This is a genomic window from Mesorhizobium album (genome assembly GCF_033977205.1).
GTDB lineage: Bacteria > Pseudomonadota > Alphaproteobacteria > Rhizobiales > Rhizobiaceae > Mesorhizobium > Mesorhizobium album.
The window spans coordinates 1-18,018 of record NZ_JAVIIW010000004.1; the positions used below are offsets into that span (position 1 = coordinate 1).

General features: G+C 64.4%; 14 protein-coding genes and 1 pseudogene. 8 read left to right on the top strand and 7 right to left on the bottom strand.

Features of this window, described 5'->3' with window-relative positions; all coding sequences use genetic code 11:
• Positions 1 to 203 precede the first annotated feature (203 nt).
• Complete coding sequence (locus RFN28_RS04475) at positions 204 to 506, bottom strand: DUF982 domain-containing protein (RefSeq protein WP_040971694.1); 303 nt, start codon at positions 504 to 506, stop codon at positions 204 to 206.
• A 306-nt stretch (positions 507 to 812) separates the two neighbouring features.
• On the opposite strand from RFN28_RS04475, the gene RFN28_RS04480 reads away from it, so the two are divergent.
• Positions 813 to 2,270: an NCS1 family nucleobase:cation symporter-1 gene (locus RFN28_RS04480; RefSeq protein WP_320286174.1), complete on the top strand. Its 1,458-nt coding sequence runs from the start codon at positions 813 to 815 to the stop codon at positions 2,268 to 2,270.
• Between the two features lie 48 nt (positions 2,271 to 2,318).
• On the opposite strand, the gene RFN28_RS04485 is transcribed toward RFN28_RS04480, so the two are convergent.
• From RFN28_RS04485 to tpiA, 5 genes are all read right to left on the bottom strand, one after another.
• Entirely contained in the window at positions 2,319 to 2,864 is a 546-nt protein-coding gene (locus RFN28_RS04485) for a DUF1697 domain-containing protein (RefSeq protein ID WP_320286175.1), read from the bottom strand.
• A gap of 10 nt (positions 2,865 to 2,874) precedes the next feature.
• On the bottom strand, positions 2,875 to 4,512 hold the full coding sequence (pyrG, locus tag RFN28_RS04490; protein ID WP_320286176.1) for a CTP synthase: 1,638 nt from the start codon (positions 4,510 to 4,512) through the stop codon (positions 2,875 to 2,877).
• Positions 4,513 to 4,742: 230 nt separating this feature from the next.
• Positions 4,743 to 5,864, bottom strand: coding sequence for a L,D-transpeptidase (locus RFN28_RS04495; RefSeq protein ID WP_320286177.1), 1,122 nt, complete (start codon positions 5,862 to 5,864; stop codon positions 4,743 to 4,745).
• Positions 5,865 to 6,076: 212 nt separating this feature from the next.
• Entirely contained in the window at positions 6,077 to 6,568 is a 492-nt protein-coding gene (gene secG / locus RFN28_RS04500) for a preprotein translocase subunit SecG (RefSeq protein WP_320286178.1), read from the bottom strand.
• A 170-nt stretch (positions 6,569 to 6,738) separates the two neighbouring features.
• The gene (gene tpiA / locus RFN28_RS04505; protein ID WP_320286179.1) at positions 6,739 to 7,506 is read right to left on the bottom strand and encodes a triose-phosphate isomerase; all 768 of its coding nucleotides are present in this window, start codon (positions 7,504 to 7,506) and stop codon (positions 6,739 to 6,741) included.
• Positions 7,507 to 7,649: 143 nt separating this feature from the next.
• On the opposite strand from tpiA, the gene RFN28_RS04510 reads away from it, so the two are divergent.
• The 6 genes from RFN28_RS04510 to lexA all read left to right on the top strand — a co-directional run bounded on the left by RFN28_RS04510 (position 7,650) and on the right by lexA (position 13,909).
• A complete protein-coding gene (locus RFN28_RS04510; RefSeq protein WP_320286180.1) occupies positions 7,650 to 9,542 on the top strand; it encodes a SurA N-terminal domain-containing protein in 1,893 nt (630 codons plus the stop codon).
• Positions 9,539 to 10,549 carry an anthranilate phosphoribosyltransferase gene (trpD, locus tag RFN28_RS04515; RefSeq protein ID WP_320286181.1) on the top strand — a complete coding sequence of 337 codons (1,011 nt, stop codon included), beginning with the start codon at positions 9,539 to 9,541 and terminating at the stop codon, positions 10,547 to 10,549. Before RFN28_RS04510 ends, trpD begins: the two co-directional genes overlap by 4 nt.
• Positions 10,550 to 10,553: 4 nt before the next feature.
• Positions 10,554 to 11,366, top strand: coding sequence for an indole-3-glycerol phosphate synthase TrpC (gene trpC / locus RFN28_RS04520; protein ID WP_320286182.1), 813 nt, complete (start codon positions 10,554 to 10,556; stop codon positions 11,364 to 11,366).
• Positions 11,363 to 11,845 (top strand): cyclic pyranopterin monophosphate synthase MoaC, encoded by a 483-nt coding sequence (gene moaC, locus RFN28_RS04525; protein WP_320286386.1) that lies wholly within the window; start codon positions 11,363 to 11,365, stop codon positions 11,843 to 11,845. The genes trpC and moaC overlap by 4 nt, the downstream gene beginning before the upstream one ends.
• A 1-nt stretch (position 11,846) precedes the next feature.
• Entirely contained in the window at positions 11,847 to 13,052 is a 1,206-nt protein-coding gene (locus RFN28_RS04530; RefSeq protein ID WP_320286183.1) for a molybdopterin molybdotransferase MoeA, read from the top strand.
• A 116-nt stretch (positions 13,053 to 13,168) separates the two neighbouring features.
• A complete protein-coding gene (lexA, locus tag RFN28_RS04535; RefSeq protein ID WP_320286184.1) occupies positions 13,169 to 13,909 on the top strand; it encodes a transcriptional repressor LexA in 741 nt (246 codons plus the stop codon).
• Between the two features lie 85 nt (positions 13,910 to 13,994).
• Here lexA and RFN28_RS04540 read toward each other — a convergent pair.
• Positions 13,995 to 16,441: pseudogene (locus RFN28_RS04540) on the bottom strand (ComEC/Rec2 family competence protein).
• 94 nt (positions 16,442 to 16,535) lie between these two features.
• Here RFN28_RS04540 and gltX point away from each other — a divergent pair.
• Positions 16,536 to 17,960 (top strand): glutamate--tRNA ligase, encoded by a 1,425-nt coding sequence (gene gltX, locus RFN28_RS04545; protein WP_320286185.1) that lies wholly within the window; start codon positions 16,536 to 16,538, stop codon positions 17,958 to 17,960.
• Positions 17,961 to 18,018: the final 58 nt, after the last annotated feature.

Consider the following 18,018-nt stretch of genomic DNA (forward strand, 5'->3'; position numbering starts at 1 on the left):
ACTTCGGGCATGACGGTGACCGTGGAAATCAAAACCGACAGCCGCCGCGTGATCGATTACCTGCTTTCGCCGCTCGCCAAGGTGGGCTCGGAGGCTTTCAGGGAGAGATGACGCAAAAAACACCGGATGACGTCGGCCATACGGCCAACGCCTCGTCGGCGCAGTGTCCGGCAGCCAGGAACTGCCGCAGATCGGGGACGGTGTTACCGCCTCAAGGCGTGGACATTGTCCATGGACATGCCGCCCAGAGGCAGCGCCATGTCGTCGTCGAGCAGCCGGGTGATGCGGGCAAAGCCGACGAAGGCCTTTCTCGCTTCCTCAGCCGACATCTTGCCCGCCATCGCTGCCGAGCAGCAATTCAGGGCGCACTGATAAACCGGGCCGCGTCTTCCCGTAGGCCACTTCCGCAGGAATACCATCGCTTCGGAGACGCTATCGACTTCCTCCAAGGGGTATCCCTGCCCACGCGCGATCCGCACTGGGGTAAAGAAATGCAAGCGATCCATTGTTATCCTCCCGGCCGACCGCATTGCGGTCGAACCGGCATAAACGCATATCCTGTGGATTAGTTCCAAACAAATTTGATTGCCGCTTGAAATTTTGGAACCGCCAGTATGCGGCGAAAACGCCCGCTCCGACTCAAGCGACTCAAGCAATGATGGAAGCTCAGAGCAAGCGATAAGGCCGATTCTCATTGAATGTCTTTAAGGCGAAAGCCGGCAAATGGGTTGCTTGCCGGTTCCCCTGCGTCAGGCTTACCCTCGATGGTTAACGCGTGAGGGCGCGTTTTTGCAAAAAGGGGAACATTTGCAATGACCATACAAGGCGCATCGCCCGGCCTCTACAACGAGGATCTGGCTCCGGCAACGGTCAGGAACTGGGGGCCGTTTTCGATCTTCAACGTCTGGACGTCCGACGTCCACAGCCTCTGGGGCTATTATCTCGCCGCAAGTCTGTTCCTGTTCTGCGGCGGCTTCGTCAACTTCATCATTGCCATCGGCATCGGCTCGCTGATCATTTACGGCCTGATGAACCTCGTCGGCTATGCCGGCGTGAAGACCGGTGTGCCCTACCCCGTGCTCGCCCGCGCCTCCTTCGGCATATGGGGCGCCAACGTTCCGGCGCTGGTGCGCGCCGTGGTCGCCTGCTTCTGGTACGGCGCGCAGACGGCCGCTGCATCGGGCGCGATCGTCGCGCTGCTGACGCGGCTGCAATGGTTCGACGATTTCAACAGGAGCTCGCATTTCCTCGGCCATTCCGGCCTCGAGGTGATCTGCTTCGTCGTCATCTGGGCGCTGCAGTTGTTGATCATCCAGAAGGGTATGGAAACGGTGCGCCGCTTCCAGGACTGGGCGGGCCCGGCCGTGTGGGTGATGATGCTGATCCTGGCGATCTATCTCTGCCTGAAAGCGGGGACCTTCGCCTTCACCAGCGACATCCCGATGGACGTGCTGCTCGACAAGACCAAGGATGCCGGCGTGCCCGGCGAGCCGGGATCATGGACCGCGCTGTTTGCGGTGGCGGCGATCTGGGTGACCTATTTCTCGGCGCTCTACCTCAACTTCTGCGACTTCGCCCGTTACGCGCCCGACAACGCGGCGCTGCGCAAGGGCAATATCTGGGGCCTGCCGGTCAACCTGATCCTGTTCTCCCTGGTCGCCGGCGTCACCACGATCGCCGCCTACGATGTCTATCACGAGGTGCTGCTGCATCCCGACCAGATCTCGGCCAAGTTCGACAGCTGGTTCCTGGCGGCCCTTGCGGCGCTGACCTTTGCCGTGGCGACGCTCGGCATCAACGTGGTGGCGAATTTCGTCTCGCCGGCCTTTGACTTCTCCAACGTCTTCCCGCGCCAGATCGACTTCAAGAAGGGCGGCTACATCGCGGCGCTGATCGCGCTGGTGCTCTACCCCTTCGCGCCTTGGGAAGGCAGCGCCGCCTCCTTCGTCAACATTATCGGCGCGACGATGGGACCGATCTTCGGGGTGATGATGGTCGACTACTATCTGATCCGGAAAAGCGAGGTGGACGTCGAGGCGCTCTACCGCGAAGACGGCGAGTTCCGCTTCCAGGGCGGCTGGCACGTCAACGCCTTCATCGCCGCCGGCATCGGCGCGATCTTCTCCTCGATCCTGCCCAACTTCACCAACTGGCTGCCATCGTGGTGGGGCGTCTACGGCTGGTTCTTCGGCGTGGCGATCGCGGGCGCCGTCTACTATGTGCTGCGCACCATGGCGCTCGGTGCTGAGGCGAGGACGGCGAAGGCCTGAAAATGAGGCAGTAGGCAATAGGAACTAGGGAATAGCTTCCCTACTTGCCTACTGCCTACTGCCCACCATCTCTGCCAGTTTCCGCACCGTGTTCCAATTGCGCGAGGTGCCGATGCCCATGCGCTTGTGATTGGCTGCTGCAAGCAACCGCGAGCTCGGCCGCTCGCGTGAAAAGACGATCCAGATGTCGCCGCCGACCCAAACCACCTTCTCGTCCTCGGCGGTATAGGCTGAAAGAGCCGCTACGGCTTCTTCAGGCGCCGGCCGGCGCATCACCCGCACCGCGACCTGGTCGCCGGCTTCCGCCGATTCGTCCGGGAACGGATTGCCGGCCGCAAGCTTCAGCCAATCGTCGGCGCTACGCACGATGATGTCGACATGGCGGCCGAAGCTCTTTTCGAAAGCCATTTCCAGCCGCTGTTCCAGATCGGAAACCTCGGCCGTCCGTGCCTCGAAAACCAGGTTGCCCGTCGCCACCAGCGTGCGGACATTCGTTAGCCCAAGCCCCTCCGCCATTGCCTTGAGGTCGGACATGACGACGCGACGCCCCTCGCCCAGGATGATGCTATAAAGCAACGCGACGTAAGTCTGCATGGCCGGTCGCTCAGACCAGGCGGCTCTGCTCCATCGCCGCCTCGATGAAGCTCGCGAACAGCGGATGCGGATCGAGCGGCCTGCTTTTCAGTTCCGGATGGTACTGCACGCCGATGAACCAGGGATGGTCGGGATATTCGACCGTCTCGGGCAGCACGCCGTCGGGCGACATGCCGGCAAAGACCAGGCCGCACTCTTCAAGCCGCTGCTTGTAATCGATATTGACCTCGTAGCGGTGACGATGGCGCTCGGAAATCTGCGTATCGCCGTAGATTTCAGCGATCTTCGAGCCCTTGGCGAGCTCGGCCTGATAGGCGCCCAGCCGCATGGTGCCGCCAAGGTCGCCGCTTGCCTTGCGCTTCTCCAGCATGTTGCCCTTCAGCCATTCGGTCATCAAGCCGACAACCGGCTCGTCGGTCGGACCGAACTCGGTCGAAGAGGCATGCTCGACACCTGCCAGCGATCGCGCCGCCTCGATGCAGGCCATCTGCATGCCGAAGCAGATGCCGAAATAAGGCACCTTGCGCTCGCGCGCGAATTTCGCCGCCAGGATCTTGCCCTCGGAGCCGCGTTCGCCGAAACCGCCGGGAACGAGAATGCCGTGCACCTTCTCCAACCACGGCGTCGGATCTTCCTTCTCGAAGATCTCGCTCTCGATCCAGTCGAGCTTGACTTTGACGCGGTTGGCAAGGCCGCCATGCGAAAGCGCCTCGATCAGCGATTTGTAGGCGTCCTTCAGCCCGGTGTACTTGCCGACGACGGCGATCGTCACCTCGCCTTCCGGATTATGGATGCGGTTGGAGAGCGCCTGCCAGGGCTCCATGCGCGGCTTCGGCGCCGGATCGATGCCGAAGGCGGCGAGCACTTCCGAGTCGAGGCCTTCCTTGTGATAGGCCATCGGCACGTCATAGATATGCGGCACGTCGAGCGCCTGGATGACGGCGCTTTCGCGCACATTGCAAAACAGTGACAGTTTGCGGCGCTCCTCCTTGGGGATCGGCCGGTCGGCGCGCACCAGAAGAATGTCGGGCGCGATGCCGATGCCGCGCAGTTCCTTGACCGAATGCTGCGTCGGCTTGGTCTTCAACTCGCCGGCGGTCGGGATATAAGGCATCAGGGTGAGATGCACATAGACCGCATTGTTGCGCGGCAGGTCGTTGCCGAGCTGGCGTATCGCTTCCAGGAACGGCATCGCCTCGATGTCGCCGACGGTGCCGCCGATCTCGCACAGCACGAAGTCGTAGTCGTCATTGCCGTCGAGGACGAAGTGCTTGATCTCGTCGGTGACGTGCGGGATCACCTGCACGGTCGCGCCGAGATAGTCGCCGCGCCGCTCGCGCTCGATGATGTTCTTGTAGATGCGGCCGGTGGTGATGTTGTCCTGTTGGTTCGCTGACCGGCCGGTGAAGCGCTCATAGTGGCCGAGATCGAGATCTGTCTCGGCGCCGTCGTCGGTGACGAACACTTCGCCATGCTGGTACGGCGACATCGTTCCGGGATCGACATTGAGGTAAGGATCGAGCTTTTTGATCCGTGCGCGATAGCCTCGCGCCTGCAGGAGAGCCCCAAGAGCTGCTGCAGCGATGCCTTTTCCGAGTGAGGAAACCACGCCGCCTGTGATGAATACATATCGCGCCATGGGAGTCATCGCTTAACGCGGCCTGATTGATTCCGCCAGAGAAAAAACCGCCGCGAAGGCTTTTTCTCGAAATGGCGCCGGTGCCCGCGGCGGGGCCTTTGCGAAGCATGTCGCCCAAAGCGCTAAGCGGCTTTGGGAGAACGACATGCGTCAAAACAAAACTCAAAACGAAAGGGCCGGCAGCGCCGGCCCTTTCGGCATGATGACGACTTGGGTCGTTAGAGATAACGACCTTGTCGTTAGATAATAACGACCTTGGTGCCGATCTTGACGCGATTGTAGAGGTCCATGACGTGCTCGTTGATCATGCGGAAGCAGCCATTGGAGGCACTGGTTCCGATCGACTGCGGCGCAATGGTGCCGTGGATACGCAGATGCGTGTCCTTCTTGCCGTCATAGAGGTAGATGGCGCGCGCGCCGAGCGGGTTTTCGCCGCCGCCGGGCATGCCGTCCTTGTACTGGCCATAATGCTTCGGCTCGCGTTTCTGCATGTCGAGCGTCGGGATCCAGCGCGGCCATTCCTGCTTGTCGCCGACGGCAACCGTGCCCTTGAACTGCAGGCCCTCGCGCCCCACCGCGATGGCATAGCGGCGTGCGGTGGAAAAGGATTCGACGAGATAGAGGCGGCGTGCGGTGGTGTCGATAACGATCGTGCCCGGCTCATAGCCGGTGAAGGTAACGTCCTGCGGCACGAATTCCGGGTTCACCTTGAACGGCCGCTTGGCGTCCTTCTTGGCGAGCGCCGAATCGAGCGCGCGGGTCTCGGGCAGGTAGTTGATCGAGGACACCGAGGAACCGCCGAACAGGCCCGCAAACAGCCCGCCGCTGCTCGTCTGCTTCTGCCCAGGCTGCTCGCTGCGCAGCTCACCATTGTTGCCGGTGGCGGTGATGTTCATCGCCTCGGCCGGAATTGCCTCCTCGGTCTGGATCGGCGCGATCGGAGCCACGGGGTCGAGCGGCGCGAGGATCTTGGTGATCTTCTTAGCAGGCCTGGCGTCGGCCACTTCCGCTGCCGAACCCTTCTTGGACAGCCATTCCTGGCGCGCCGCATCCGCCTTGGCCTTGGCCGCCTCGCGCATCGCCAGCTTGCGGGCTTCGAGGGCCTTTTCCTTGGCCGCTTCCTTGTCGGCCGCGATCTTGGCCTCGAGCTTGCTGATCTGCGCAAGGTCGTCAGAGGTCGGGTTTTTCTTCTTCTTGAGAAGCTTCAGCTGCGATGCGTCGCTCTTGGTGGTGGCGACGGGAATTGCGTCGGTCTTCTCTACCGACGGCGAAGCGGCCAGGTTTGCCGGTGAGGCAAAGGCCGCGGACCCCATGCCGAATACGGCACAGAATCCCAAAAGGATGAAGCTGCGAAGCTGCATGGCGAAGATCCGATTTTCTATGCTAGTTGCCCACGGCGTCGCCCGGCGCCCCCCAAGGACGCCGAAAAGTGCCGCGTGCAATCTATAATCGATTAGCCAGCGCCGTCTCAAGCTGAGCAAGGCGCTAAGCTTGGTTGAATCTTCGTGATCAAGCAGCATTTGCCGCGACTGTGTTCAAAGAACAACAGATCGCGGCAGCAATGCTTGCCCGGCTACTGGTTCGGAACCTGCGGGGTAACCGGCAAGGTGACGCCGTTCGTGGCCGGCGGTGCAGTCGGATTCGCCGGCGCCGGCGTGGCGGGGGCAGTGGCCGGAGCCGTCGTGGTGGCGCCGTTCGAAAGCGGCGTCGTGGTCGTCGCGCCGCCAGACGGCGCCGCCGGCTGCGAGCTGCCGACCGGACCGTTCGCGCCCGGCAGCTGGTTGAGCACGCCCTTGCCGGCATTGGTCGAGGCAGGCGTGCGGTCGAGAATGTCGATCGGCTTCTCGCCGTAGCGGGCGATGATGGACAGGGCGAGCGAGGTCACGAAGAAAGCCGCGGCCAGGATTGCCGTTGCACGTGTGAGCGCATTGGCGGCACCTCGCGCCGTCATGAAACCGGAACCGCCGCCAATGCCGAGACCGCCGCCTTCGGAGCGCTGCAGCAGCACCACGCCGACAAGGGCGAGCACGACCATGAGGTGGATGACGATCAGTACGGTTTCCATAATTTATCCTGGCGAGGCCCTGCGCGGCCGCGCATACGACCGGTGATTTGGAGGCGGCTCCTTACAATGCTTTGATGGCATTTCCAAGCCCGTGGCCGGGAATATGGGAAGCTATCCGGCCATTGCAACGATTTGGCCGCGCCTCGCCGCCGCGCGCGGAGCGCCCGCGGCTATGACATATTCATATAGGCTTCGGCGATGGCGAGGAAGTCGGCTGCCTTGAGGCTGGCGCCGCCGACCAGCGCGCCATCGACGTTCTCGACGCCGAGCAGTTCCACGGCATTGGAGGGTTTGACCGAACCGCCATAGAGAATGCGCATCCTGGCCGCGGCATCGCCGAGCAGCGCGGTCAGCTTGCCGCGGATATGCGCGTGCGCCTCGGCGACGTCGGCGGCGGTCGGCGTCAGGCCGGTGCCGATCGCCCAGACGGGCTCATAGGCGATGATGGTGTTGGCGGCGGTGGCGCTCGGCGGCACGGACCCGTCGAGCTGACGCGACAGGACGTCGAGCGTCGCGCCTGCCTCGCGCTCGGCCCGCTTTTCGCCGATGCAGATGATGGCCACCAGCCCCGCCCGCCAGGCGGCCGACGCCTTGGCGTGGACGATCGAGTCGTTGTCGCCGCATTGCTCGCGGCGTTCCGAATGGCCGACGATGACGTGGCTGGCGCCCGCATCCTTCAGCATCTCGGCCGAAATCTCGCCCGTATAGGCGCCGCTCTCCTTGGGATGGCAATCCTCGCCGCCGGCCCGCACCGGCGTGCGCGAAAGGATCTCGGCGGCCTGGTGAAGCAGGGTCGCCGGCACGCAGACCAGGGCTTCCGTCTCCGCATCGAGCCCGCTCATGAAGCCGTTGCCGATCATCCTCAACTCGTTGAGCGACGCGCTGGTGCCGTTCATTTTCCAGTTGCCGGCGACGAGCGGACGGATTCCAGGGGTCATGGGGTCGGTTCTCCAGGCGACATAAGGCAGCGCCCTCACTACCAAAATCAGGCCACAAAGCAATCGACAGTGGACCGGAAGGACGCTATTGCGCTTGTTTCAGACTCGGCGCATGCGAAAATGCGCAAAAATCGGAAGTAAGCATGCTTAGTATATTGAGAAGCGCGGCGAGCACCTGGGTCGCGAAGGCGTTGCTGTCCTTGCTGGTGGTGAGCTTTGCCGTCTGGGGTATTTCCGGGCGCCTGTCGGGAAGTCTGGCCGGGCATCATTCCGTGATCACCGCCGGCGGCACGACGGTTTCGATCAACGAGTACCGCCTCGCCTACGATCGCCAGATCAATATGCTCTCGCAGCAATATGGCCAGCGCATCACGCATGAACAGGCGAAGCTGCTGGGCATCGACAACCAGGTGCTGGCGCAACTCGTTTCGGGTGCCGTGCTCGACGAGCAGGCCCGCAAGCTCGGGCTGGGCCTCTCCAAGGACCGGCTGGCCGAGCTGACGCGCGAGGATCCGGCCTTCAAGGGCCCGAGCGGCCAGTTCGACCGCAGGACCTTCGAATATCTGCTGCGCCAGGTGGGCATGCGCCCCGAGGACTATCTCAAGAACCGCTCGCAGGTGGCGGTGCGCCAGCAGATCGTCGAGGCGATTTCCGATGGCCTCAAGGCGCCGCAGACCTTCCTGAAGGCGGTCGCGCTCTATCGCGGCGAGGACCGCACGATCGACTATCTCGTTCTGCCGAAGACGCTGGCGCAGCCGATCGAGCCGCCGTCCGACAGCGCACTGAAAACCTATTTCGAGGCCAACAAGAAGAACTACGCCGCGCCGGAATACCGCAAGTTCTCCTATGTCCGGCTGGAGCCGCAGGACATCATGGATCCGACGGCGGTGACTGATCAGCAGATCGCCGACGATTACAACAAGAACAAGGTGCGCTACACCACGCCTGAAATGCGCACCATCGAGCAGCTGGTATTCAAGACGCCGGACGCGGCCAAGGCGGCATATGATTCACTGAAGGCCGGCGCCACCTTCGACAAGATCGTCGCCGCCGAGGGCAAGACGCAGGCCGACACCGTGCTCGGCACGCTGGCCAAGGACAAGATCGCCGACAAGGCGGTGGCCGATGCGGCCTTCTCGCTCAACGTCAACGAGGTCAGCCCGGTGGTTCAGGGTGCCTTCGGCCCGGTGCTGCTGCGCGTCACCGATATCAAGCCGCAGGTGGTGAAGCCGCTTTCGGAAGTGTCCGACCAGATCCGCAAGGACCTTGCGCTCGGCGAGGCAAGCCGCGTCCTGCTCGACGTGCATGACAGCTACGAGGACACCCGCGCTTCCGGCGCCTCGCTTGCCCAGGCGGCCGACAAGCTGAAGCTCAAGGTCGTCACCATCGACGCCATCGATCGCACCGGCCAGCGTCCTGACGGCACGGTCGTCAACGACCTGCCGCAATCGGCGGACCTCATCAAGGCCGTCTTCGACGCCGAGCCGAACACCGAAAATGAAGGCCTGACCACCGCCGACAACGGCTTCGTGTTCTACGAAGTCAAGTCGATCACGCTGGCGCGCGACCGCACGCTGGACGAAGTCCGCCAGAAGGTGGCGGCCGACTGGACCACCGCGGAGACCGACAAGCGGCTCGACGCCAAGGCGCAGGAACTGGAAAAGCGCCTGAAGGCCGGCGCGACGCTCGACGTCATCGCCGGCGAACTGAAGCTTGAGAAGCAGACCAAGCGCGGTCTGAAGCGCGAGGCCGACGATGCCGATTTCGGCAAGGAAGGCGCTGCCGCCATGTTCGGCGTCGGCGAAGGCGGCACGGGCCTGATTCCCTCGCCCACCGGTGACGGCCAGATCCTGTTCAAGGTCGCCGAGGTCTTCGAACCGGCTGGCGCCGATGGCAGCTCGGTTCCGGAAGACGCGCAGAAATCCTTCAGCGCCGGCATGTCCGACGACCTGCTCGACCAGCTGGTGGCGCAGTTGCAGTCGCAATATGACGTTCGCATCGATCCGGCCGCCGTTTCCCAGGCACAGACACGATGAGCGCTCTTAAGACACACATAGCCAAGATCGCCACCGGCACCGCGCTCTCCTTCGAGGAGGCGCGCGAGGCTTTCGACATCATCATGTCGGGCGATGCGACGCCGGGCCAGATCGGCGGCTTCCTGATGGCGCTGCGCGTGCGCGGCGAGGCGGTGAGCGAGATTTCCGGCGCGGTCGCCACGATGCGCGCCAAGATGCTGCGCGTCGAAGCTCCGCAGGGCGCGATCGACATCGTCGGCACCGGCGGCGACAATTCGCACAGCGTCAACATCTCGACCGCTTCGGCTTTCGTCGTCGCTGCGGCGGGGGTTCCGGTCGCCAAGCACGGCAATCGCGGCCTGTCCTCGCTGACCGGTTCCGCCGACGTGCTGATGGCGCTTGGCGTCAAGATCGACATTCCGCCGGAGACGATCGGCCGCTGCATCCACGAGGCCGGCGTCGGCTTCATGTTCGCGCCGGCGCATCATCCGGCGATGAAGCATGTCGGCCCGATCAGGGGCGAGCTCGGCACACGCACCATCTTCAATCTGCTCGGCCCGCTGTCGAACCCGGCCGGCGTCAGCCGCCAGATGGTCGGCGTCTTCCTGCCGGAGTGGATCATGCCGGTGGCAGAGACGCTGAAGACGCTCGGCGCAGACCATGTCTGGGTGGTGCACGGCGACGGCTACGACGAAATCACCACCACCGGCGAAACGCAGGTGGCGGAACTCGCAGGCGGCGAGATCCGCAGCTTCACGCTCACCCCGGAGGCGGTCGGGCTGAAGCGGCACGACAAGGAAGAGCTGCGTGGCGGCGACGCGGACTACAATGCCAAGGCATTGCGCGATATGCTGGGCGGCGCGGCAGGTGCCTATCGCGACACCGTGCTGATGAATGCCGGCGCCGGGCTGGTGGTGGCGGGCAAGGCGACGACGCTTGCTGACGGCATTGAAGCCGCCGCGCAAGCCATCGACAGCGGCCGGGCGCTCGCAGTGCTCGACAGGCTCATCGAAATCTCGAACGGTTAGAACCTTGTCCGATATCCTGCGCAAGATCGAAGCCTATAAGCGCCAAGAGATCGCCGCGGCGAAGCTCAGCGTGCCGCTTGCCGAGATCAAGGCCAGGGCGAAGGATGCCGAGCCGCCGCGCGGCTTCCTCGCCGCGCTCGAGGCCAAGCGGAAGGCCGGCGGCTTCGCGCTGATTGCCGAGATCAAGAAGGCGAGCCCTTCCAAGGGGCTGATCCGCGCCGACTTCGATCCGCCGGCGCTTGCCAGGGCCTATCAGCAAGGGGGTGCTGCCTGCCTTTCGGTGCTGACCGACGCTCCGTCCTTCCAGGGCGCGCCCGCGTTCCTGACCGCCGCGCGCGCCGCGGTCGGCCTGCCCGCTTTGCGCAAGGATTTCCTCTTCGACCCGTACCAGGTTTATGAAGCCCGCGCCTGGGGCGCGGACGCGATCCTGATCATCATGGCAAGCGTCGACGACGTTTTAGCCAGCGAGCTCGAAGCGACGGCTTTCGAGCTCGGCATGGACGCGCTGGTCGAGGTGCATGACGAGAAGGAAATGGAGCGCGCGCTCCAGCTCACGTCGCGGCTGATCGGCATCAACAACCGCGATCTGAGAACCTTCGAGACCAGCCTCGACGTTTCCGAGCGGCTTGCGGCCATGGTGCCGTCTGACCGGCTGCTCGTCAGCGAGAGCGGCATCTTCACGCATCAGGATTGCCGCCGGCTGGAAAAGAGCAGGATCGGCACCTTCCTCGTCGGCGAGAGCCTGATGCGGCAGGCCGACGTGGCAGCCGCGACCTCGCTTCTGCTGACGGGTAATGCGCCGGCCGAGGCCGTCTGATGCCCGCCCTCACCCATATCGGCGCCAAGGGCGAAGCCAACATGGTCGATGTCGGCGACAAGGCCGAGACGACGCGCACGGCAATCGCCGAAGGTTTCGTCACCATGCGCCCGGAAACTCTGGACATGATCCTGGCCGGCGACGCCAAGAAAGGCGACGTGCTGGGGGCCGCACGCATCGCCGGCATCATGGCGGCCAAGAAGACGCATGAACTGATCCCGCTCTGCCACCCGCTGCTTCTCACCAAGGTTGCCGTCGAAATCGAGCCCGACCGCGCGCTCCCCGGCCTCAAAGTGACCGCGCTTACCCGCGTCAACGGCAAGACGGGGGTGGAGATGGAAGCGCTGACCGCCGCCTCGGTCGCCTGTCTCACCATTTACGACATGGCGAAGGCGGCAGATCGCGCCATGGTGATTTCCGGCATCAGGCTGGTCGAGAAGACCGGCGGCAAGTCGGGCGACTACAAGGCAGGTTCTTGAGATGGCGTTGCTTCCGGTCGCCGAGGCGCTCGAACGCCTGCTGGAAGGTGCTGCGGCGCTGCCCAGCGAAAGCGTTCCGCTCGCCGATGCGGCCGGCCGCGTGCTGGCCGAACCGGTGGCGGCGCTGCGCACCCAGCCGCCCTTCAACGCTTCGGCCATGGACGGCTATGCCGTACGCTACACGGACGTAGTGTCAATGCCGGCGCGGCTCTCCGTCATCGGCATGGCGCCTGCCGGGCGCGGCTTTACTGGTTCCGTCGGCAAGGGCGAGGCCGTGCGCATCTTCACCGGCGCGCCGCTCCCCGAAGGTGCCGACACCGTCGTCATCCAGGAGAATGTCCGCGACCTCGGCGGCGGCAGCATCGAAGTGATCGAGCCGACCGCGCAGGCACGCAACGTCCGTCGCCGCGGACTCGACTTCGGCGAGGGTGACGTGCTCCTCCATAAAGGTCGCGACCTCGATCCGGCAGCGCTTTCGCTGGCGGCGTCGGCCAACCATCCGAGCCTCAATGTGGTGCGGCAGCCGTTCGTCGCGATCATCGCCACGGGCGACGAGTTGTTGCCGCCGGGCAGCGCGCTCGGTCCCGACCAGATTATTTCGTCCAACGCCTATGGCGTCGCCGCCGTGGCGCAGTCGGTCGGCGCGCGCGCGCTCGACCTCGGCATTGCCGCCGACCGCAAGGACGCAATCGCGGCTTTGGTGAAGAAAGCGGTCAAGGCCGGCGCCGACGTCATCGTCACGCTTGGCGGCGCCTCGGTGGGCGACCATGACCTGATCCACGACGTGCTGACCGGCGAAGGCATGCAGCTCGATTTCTGGAAGATCGCCATGCGCCCCGGCAAGCCGCTGATGTTTGGCCGGCTCGGCGACATCCGCTGCGTCGGCCTGCCCGGCAATCCGGTGGCGAGCCTGGTTTGCTCGCAACTGTTCCTGAAGCCGCTCCTGGCGCGGCTCGGCGGTCGTCCCTACCGGCAGGACATTCGCACGGCATGGCTGGGTTCCGCGATGCACGCTAACGACATCAGGCAGGACTATGTGCGCGCCGTCGTGCGCGAGGATGCCGGGGCGCTGGTCGCAACGCCGTTCGGCATCCAGGATTCCTCGATGCTGCGGATGCTGGCCGACGCCAACGGCCTGATCGTGCGCGAGCCCTACGCGCCGGCCGCGGAAGCCGGCGCCGAATGCAGCGTTCTGATGTTACGCTGAACAAAACGTCAACACATTCACTAAACTTTAAACGGTTGCGGAACACAACTGGAACAGATAGTGTTTGTTCTGGGTTTGTTTTCTGATTCTGGTTTTGGAACCCGTTGGGGGCTGCCATGCTGACACGCAAGCAACATGAACTTCTGATGTTCATCCACGAACGGCTCAAGGAAAGCGGCATTCCGCCGTCTTTCGACGAGATGAAGGAAGCGCTCGACCTTGCCTCGAAGTCGGGCATCCACCGCCTGATCACGGCACTGGAGGAGCGCGGCTTTATTCGCCGGCTGCCGAACCGGGCGCGCGCCCTCGAGGTGCTGCGCCTGCCCGATTCCATCGCGCCCGGCCTCAACGCGGCGAGGAAGTTTTCGCCGAGCGTCATCCAGGGAAGTCTCGGACAAGGCAATCTCGGCCGACAGATCAAGCCTGCGGCGCCTTCGCGCACGCCGGCGCCCAGCAATGACGACGATGCCGTTTCGGCCGTGTCCATTCCGGTGATGGGCCGCATCGCCGCCGGTGTGCCGATCGACGCCATCCAGCACCAGACGCATTCGATCACGGTGCCGCCGGACATGATCACGGGCGGCGAGCACTATGCGCTGGAGGTCAAGGGCGACTCGATGATCGAGGCGGGCATCTTCGACGGCGACACCGTGATCATCCGCAATGCCAACACCGCGAGCCCGGGTGAGATCGTGGTGGCGCTGGTCGATGACGAGGAGGCGACACTGAAGCGCTTCCGCCGCAAGGGCGCCTCGATCGCGTTGGAAGCCGCCAATCCGGCCTATGAGACCCGCATCTTCGGCCCAGATCGCGTCAAGGTTCAGGGCAAGCTCGTCGGGCTCATCCGGCGCTACTGAGCAATTCCAGGAAAGTGCGCAGCGGTTTTCCGTCCGGAATTGCGTCAAGACAAACACTCAGTAGCGGTTCAGCATGGCTGAACCGCTACTGAGCCGGTTGAGGCTTGGCTTCTGGCGTTTCAGGCTGCTTGTAGGGTGCCAGCCCCCTCGCCTCGCGCGAATACCGTCGTTGCTCGTGCCAGGGACGGTAAGGCTGTTGGACGGCATAGTGAATGGCTGGCCGCGCTGTCGCCGATTGCGGGTCGAAGAAGACGGCGGCACTGCCGTCACGCGCGAGCTGCCGCTTGGTGACGACGAGGACGCGTGGATCGCGGCAAGGGTTGTAGGCCATGGCGTCGTTGATGACGATGAGATCGGCGAAGCCGCAGGCCGGCCGGGCGCTGTCGCGGTTCTCGGCTAGCGCGACGAGCGCGCCGGATGGATGCCGGCCAATGCAGAGGTCGCCGGTACAGTAGAAAGGCGAGCCTGGCGGCAGGCCGACGGGATCGGTTATCTCCCCGCTGACGAATGTCTCGGGCGGCACGATTGTCTCGGCCTTCAGCGCCGTTTCCAGTTGTCGGTTGTGAATTCGTTGGAGCGCGCGCGGTTGATGGCGAGTTCGCCGCCGCCGATCGGCATCGCCACCAGATGCGCATCCTCGGAAATCAGGACGTCCGGCGTGCGCACCTGCGGGATCGTCAGCAGGCCGGCCAACGCGAAGGGAACGGCCGCCAGCCTGAGCCAGGTGGTGGCCATGGTCGCAATGACCAGCGCGATTGTCGTAAGCAGCACCGACTGGATCGAGATCAGCCCGACGGCATCGACCGGCGAGCGTTCCGAAATCCACCCCGAGATCGCGATCATCGCCGTCAGCCCCTTGCCCATCAAATAGAGGAAAGGCCAGTCGAAGCCGAACGGCATCATGACGGCGCTGGCGACGGCAAGGAACATCACGACCGTGACGATCGGCATGATCGCGAGATTGGCCAGCAGGCTGAGCGGCGAGACGCGCTGGAAGTGCCAGATGGCAAACAATGCCGTAGCGCTTCCGGCGATGATCGAGGTCATGGCGGCGCCACCCGCTCCGACCGCCAGCTTTCGCGACAGGAACCGCAGGAACGAACGCTTCGGCGGCGGCACCCTCACTTTGCCGGTGCGGTATTCGGCCCAGCCGGCATAGGCGCCGACGAGCGCTGCCGTGGCGGCAAACGACATCTGGAAGCTCGGGCCGACCACTTCATGCGGCGACACCAGGATGACGGCGATGGCCGAAATCGCCAGATTGCGCATCGTCAGCGCCGCCCGGTCGAAGAGCACGGCGATCAACATGACCGCGAGCATGATGAGACTCCGCTCGGCCGCGACCACGACGCCGGAAATGACGAGATAAGCGGCGATCGACACCAGCGCGATTGCCGCGGCGTATTTTTTCACCGGGCGGCGCGAGGAGAAATCCGGAAACAGCGCGAAGGCGCCGCGCAGCAAAAGCATGATCGTGCCGGCGACCAGCGCCATGTGCAGGCCGGAAATCGAGATGATGTGGTAGATACCGGTCCGCCGCATCGCCTCGTTGATGTCCTCGGGAATGCCCGCGCGAACACCGACGATCAGCGCAGCCGCGATCTCCCCTTCCGGACCGCCGACCGTGCTTCTGATATGATCTGCGATATTTTCGCGAGCGTTCTCGACGGCGGAGGCTAGGCCTGCGCCGGCGGGCGGGTCGGTTGCCGAAACGACTTTCGGATCGCCGAGGAAAAACCCGCTGGCGCCGATGCCGGAAAAATAGCTGTCGAAGGAGAAGTCGTAGCTGTCGGGGCGGACCGGGCCGGTCGGCGGCAAGAGCCGCGCATAGCCTGTCACCAGCGATCCTGCCTCCAAGTCGGGTGGGATCCTGCGCGCCGAGAGCCTGACGCGATCCGGGGCGTAGCGCAGCTTAGGGTGCGCGGTCGAGATGAGGTCGATGGTCAGCCTGATACGGTCATTGGCCATTTCCTCGGCGATGACGACACGGCCCATCAGCCGTGTCTGGATCTCGGAGCCGAGCATCGGTGTTGCGGCGCGCCAGGTCTCGACCTTCGCAGCGACAAAGCCCAGCGCGCAAAACAGCGCCGCCATGAAGAGGAGGTGCGTCTTCGGCCATGAGCGCGAAACCGCCGCACAGACGGCGATCAGCGCAACAGCCGCAAGCGGCCTGTAGAGATCCGGCTCGGTGCTCAGGGAAAAATAGAGGATGACGCCCGCTGCCAGGAAAACCGGCACCAGCAGGAAGCCGATGCCGCGGTCAAGCTCGGTGGCAGCGGCTGCAGCGACGCTTCGGCCAAACGCGGGAAGCGAAGCGCGGCGCACCTGCCTGCGGATCCGATCGATGGTTGCTGGCGGAGAGAGCGTGCGAGAGGCCCCGCCGCCAGGCTCCAGAATCTCTGTAGCCGGACGCGGCGCCGGGAGCGGGACCGGTGTCGCTTCGGCAGGCACGGTGCCGGCAAACAGCAGGCGCTCGCTGACGCCAGCTGTCGTCCCCTCGCCCTCCTCCGCGCCCCGGCCACGTCCAGCCATCGGGTCTGCCCCTTGCGCCCCAGACCTCCTATGCTACATGAACCGCGAAAGTCCGCGCAACCACGCCTGCTTCAGTGCTTCTTCCGAGAGTTCCATGTCCGACAAGGTCGTCACCCGTTTTGCCCCCTCGCCCACCGGCTTCCTGCATATCGGCGGCGCGCGCACGGCGCTGTTCAACTGGCTTTATGCCAAGCACACGGGCGGCACGATGCTGCTGCGCATCGAGGACACCGATCGCGAGCGCTCCACCGAGGCTGCGACGGCCGCCATTCTGGACGGGCTGACCTGGCTCGGCCTCTCGTGGGACGGCGAGGCCGTATCGCAGTTCGAGCGCGCGCCGCGCCACCGCGAGGTGGCCGAGGAGCTCGTGCGCCTGGGCAAGGCCTATTACAGCTTCGAGACGCCTGCCGAGCTCGAGGCGATGCGCGAGGCGGCACGCGCCAGGGGCCTGCCGCCGCGCTACAACGGCCAATGGCGCGACCGCGACCCTTCCGAGGCGCCTCCCGGCATCAAGGGCGCCATCCGCATCAAGGCGCCGACCGAGGGCGAGACGATCGTGCATGACCGCGTGCAGGGCGAGGTGCGCTTCCCGAACAAGGATCTCGACGACTTCATCATCCTGCGCTCGGACGGCAATCCGACCTATATGCATGCCGTCGTCGTCGACGACCACGACATGGGCGTCACCCACATCATCCGCGGCGACGACCATCTGACCAATGCCGCGCGCCAGACCGTGATCTACAACGCCATGGGCTGGACCGTGCCGTCGATGTCGCACATCCCGCTGATCCACGGCGCCGACGGCGCCAAGCTGTCGAAGCGCCACGGCGCGCTCGGGGTCGAGGCCTATCGCGCCATGGGCTATCTGCCCGAGGCCCTGCTCAACTATCTGGCCAGGCTCGGCTGGAGCCACGGCGACGACGAGGTGATGTCGATCAGGGACATGATCGCCTGGTTCGATATCGGCGACGTCAACAAGGGCGCCGCCCGCTTCGACTTCGCCAAGCTCGAGGCGCTGAACGGCGTCCATATGCGCAAGATGGATGACAAGGCCCTCTTCGACATATTCGTCGCCACCTTGCCCCATCTCGAAGGCGGACCGGCGCTCGCGGCAAGGCTCGACGACAAGCGCAAGGCGCAGCTGCTTGCCGCCATGCCCGGCCTCAAGGAGCGGGCAAAGACGCTCGTCGAGCTCGTCGACGGAGCGGCCTTCCTGTTCGCGGAGCGGCCCTTGCAACTCGATGAGAAGGCCGCGGCGCTGCTCGGTGGGGACGCGCGCGCCATTCTGCGCGGTGCCCATGCCGCGCTCGCGGCGATTACTGGCGAATGGAGCGCCGCAGCCGCAGAAGCCGCCATTCGTGACTTTGCGCAGACTGGTGGTCACAAGCTCGGCGCCGTGGCCCAACCGCTGAGAGCCGCGCTTACCGGCCGGAGCACATCGCCCGGCGTGTTCGATGTGCTTACCGTGCTGGGGCGCGACGAAAGTCTAGCGCGGATTGGAGACCAAATCGATTAGGAGCGAACTGGCCCAAGAAGATTGGCATTGAAAGGCGTGTTTCGCAGTGCAACATTAG

Coding starts and splice junctions, on each gene's coding strand:
- RFN28_RS04480 (WP_320286174.1), top strand. CDS start 813: ATGACCATACAAGGCGCATCGCCCGGCCTCTACAACGAGGATCTGGCT.
- RFN28_RS04475 (WP_040971694.1), bottom strand. CDS start 506: ATGGATCGCTTGCATTTCTTTACCCCAGTGCGGATCGCGCGTGGGCAG.
- RFN28_RS04495 (WP_320286177.1), bottom strand. CDS start 5,864: ATGCAGCTTCGCAGCTTCATCCTTTTGGGATTCTGTGCCGTATTCGGC.
- RFN28_RS04530 (WP_320286183.1), top strand. CDS start 11,847: ATGGCGTTGCTTCCGGTCGCCGAGGCGCTCGAACGCCTGCTGGAAGGT.
- gltX (WP_320286185.1), top strand. CDS start 16,536: ATGTCCGACAAGGTCGTCACCCGTTTTGCCCCCTCGCCCACCGGCTTC.
- pyrG (WP_320286176.1), bottom strand. CDS start 4,512: ATGACTCCCATGGCGCGATATGTATTCATCACAGGCGGCGTGGTTTCC.
- trpD (WP_320286181.1), top strand. CDS start 9,539: ATGAGCGCTCTTAAGACACACATAGCCAAGATCGCCACCGGCACCGCG.
- RFN28_RS04485 (WP_320286175.1), bottom strand. CDS start 2,864: ATGCAGACTTACGTCGCGTTGCTTTATAGCATCATCCTGGGCGAGGGG.
- secG (WP_320286178.1), bottom strand. CDS start 6,568: ATGGAAACCGTACTGATCGTCATCCACCTCATGGTCGTGCTCGCCCTT.
- lexA (WP_320286184.1), top strand. CDS start 13,169: ATGCTGACACGCAAGCAACATGAACTTCTGATGTTCATCCACGAACGG.
- RFN28_RS04510 (WP_320286180.1), top strand. CDS start 7,650: ATGCTTAGTATATTGAGAAGCGCGGCGAGCACCTGGGTCGCGAAGGCG.
- tpiA (WP_320286179.1), bottom strand. CDS start 7,506: ATGACCCCTGGAATCCGTCCGCTCGTCGCCGGCAACTGGAAAATGAAC.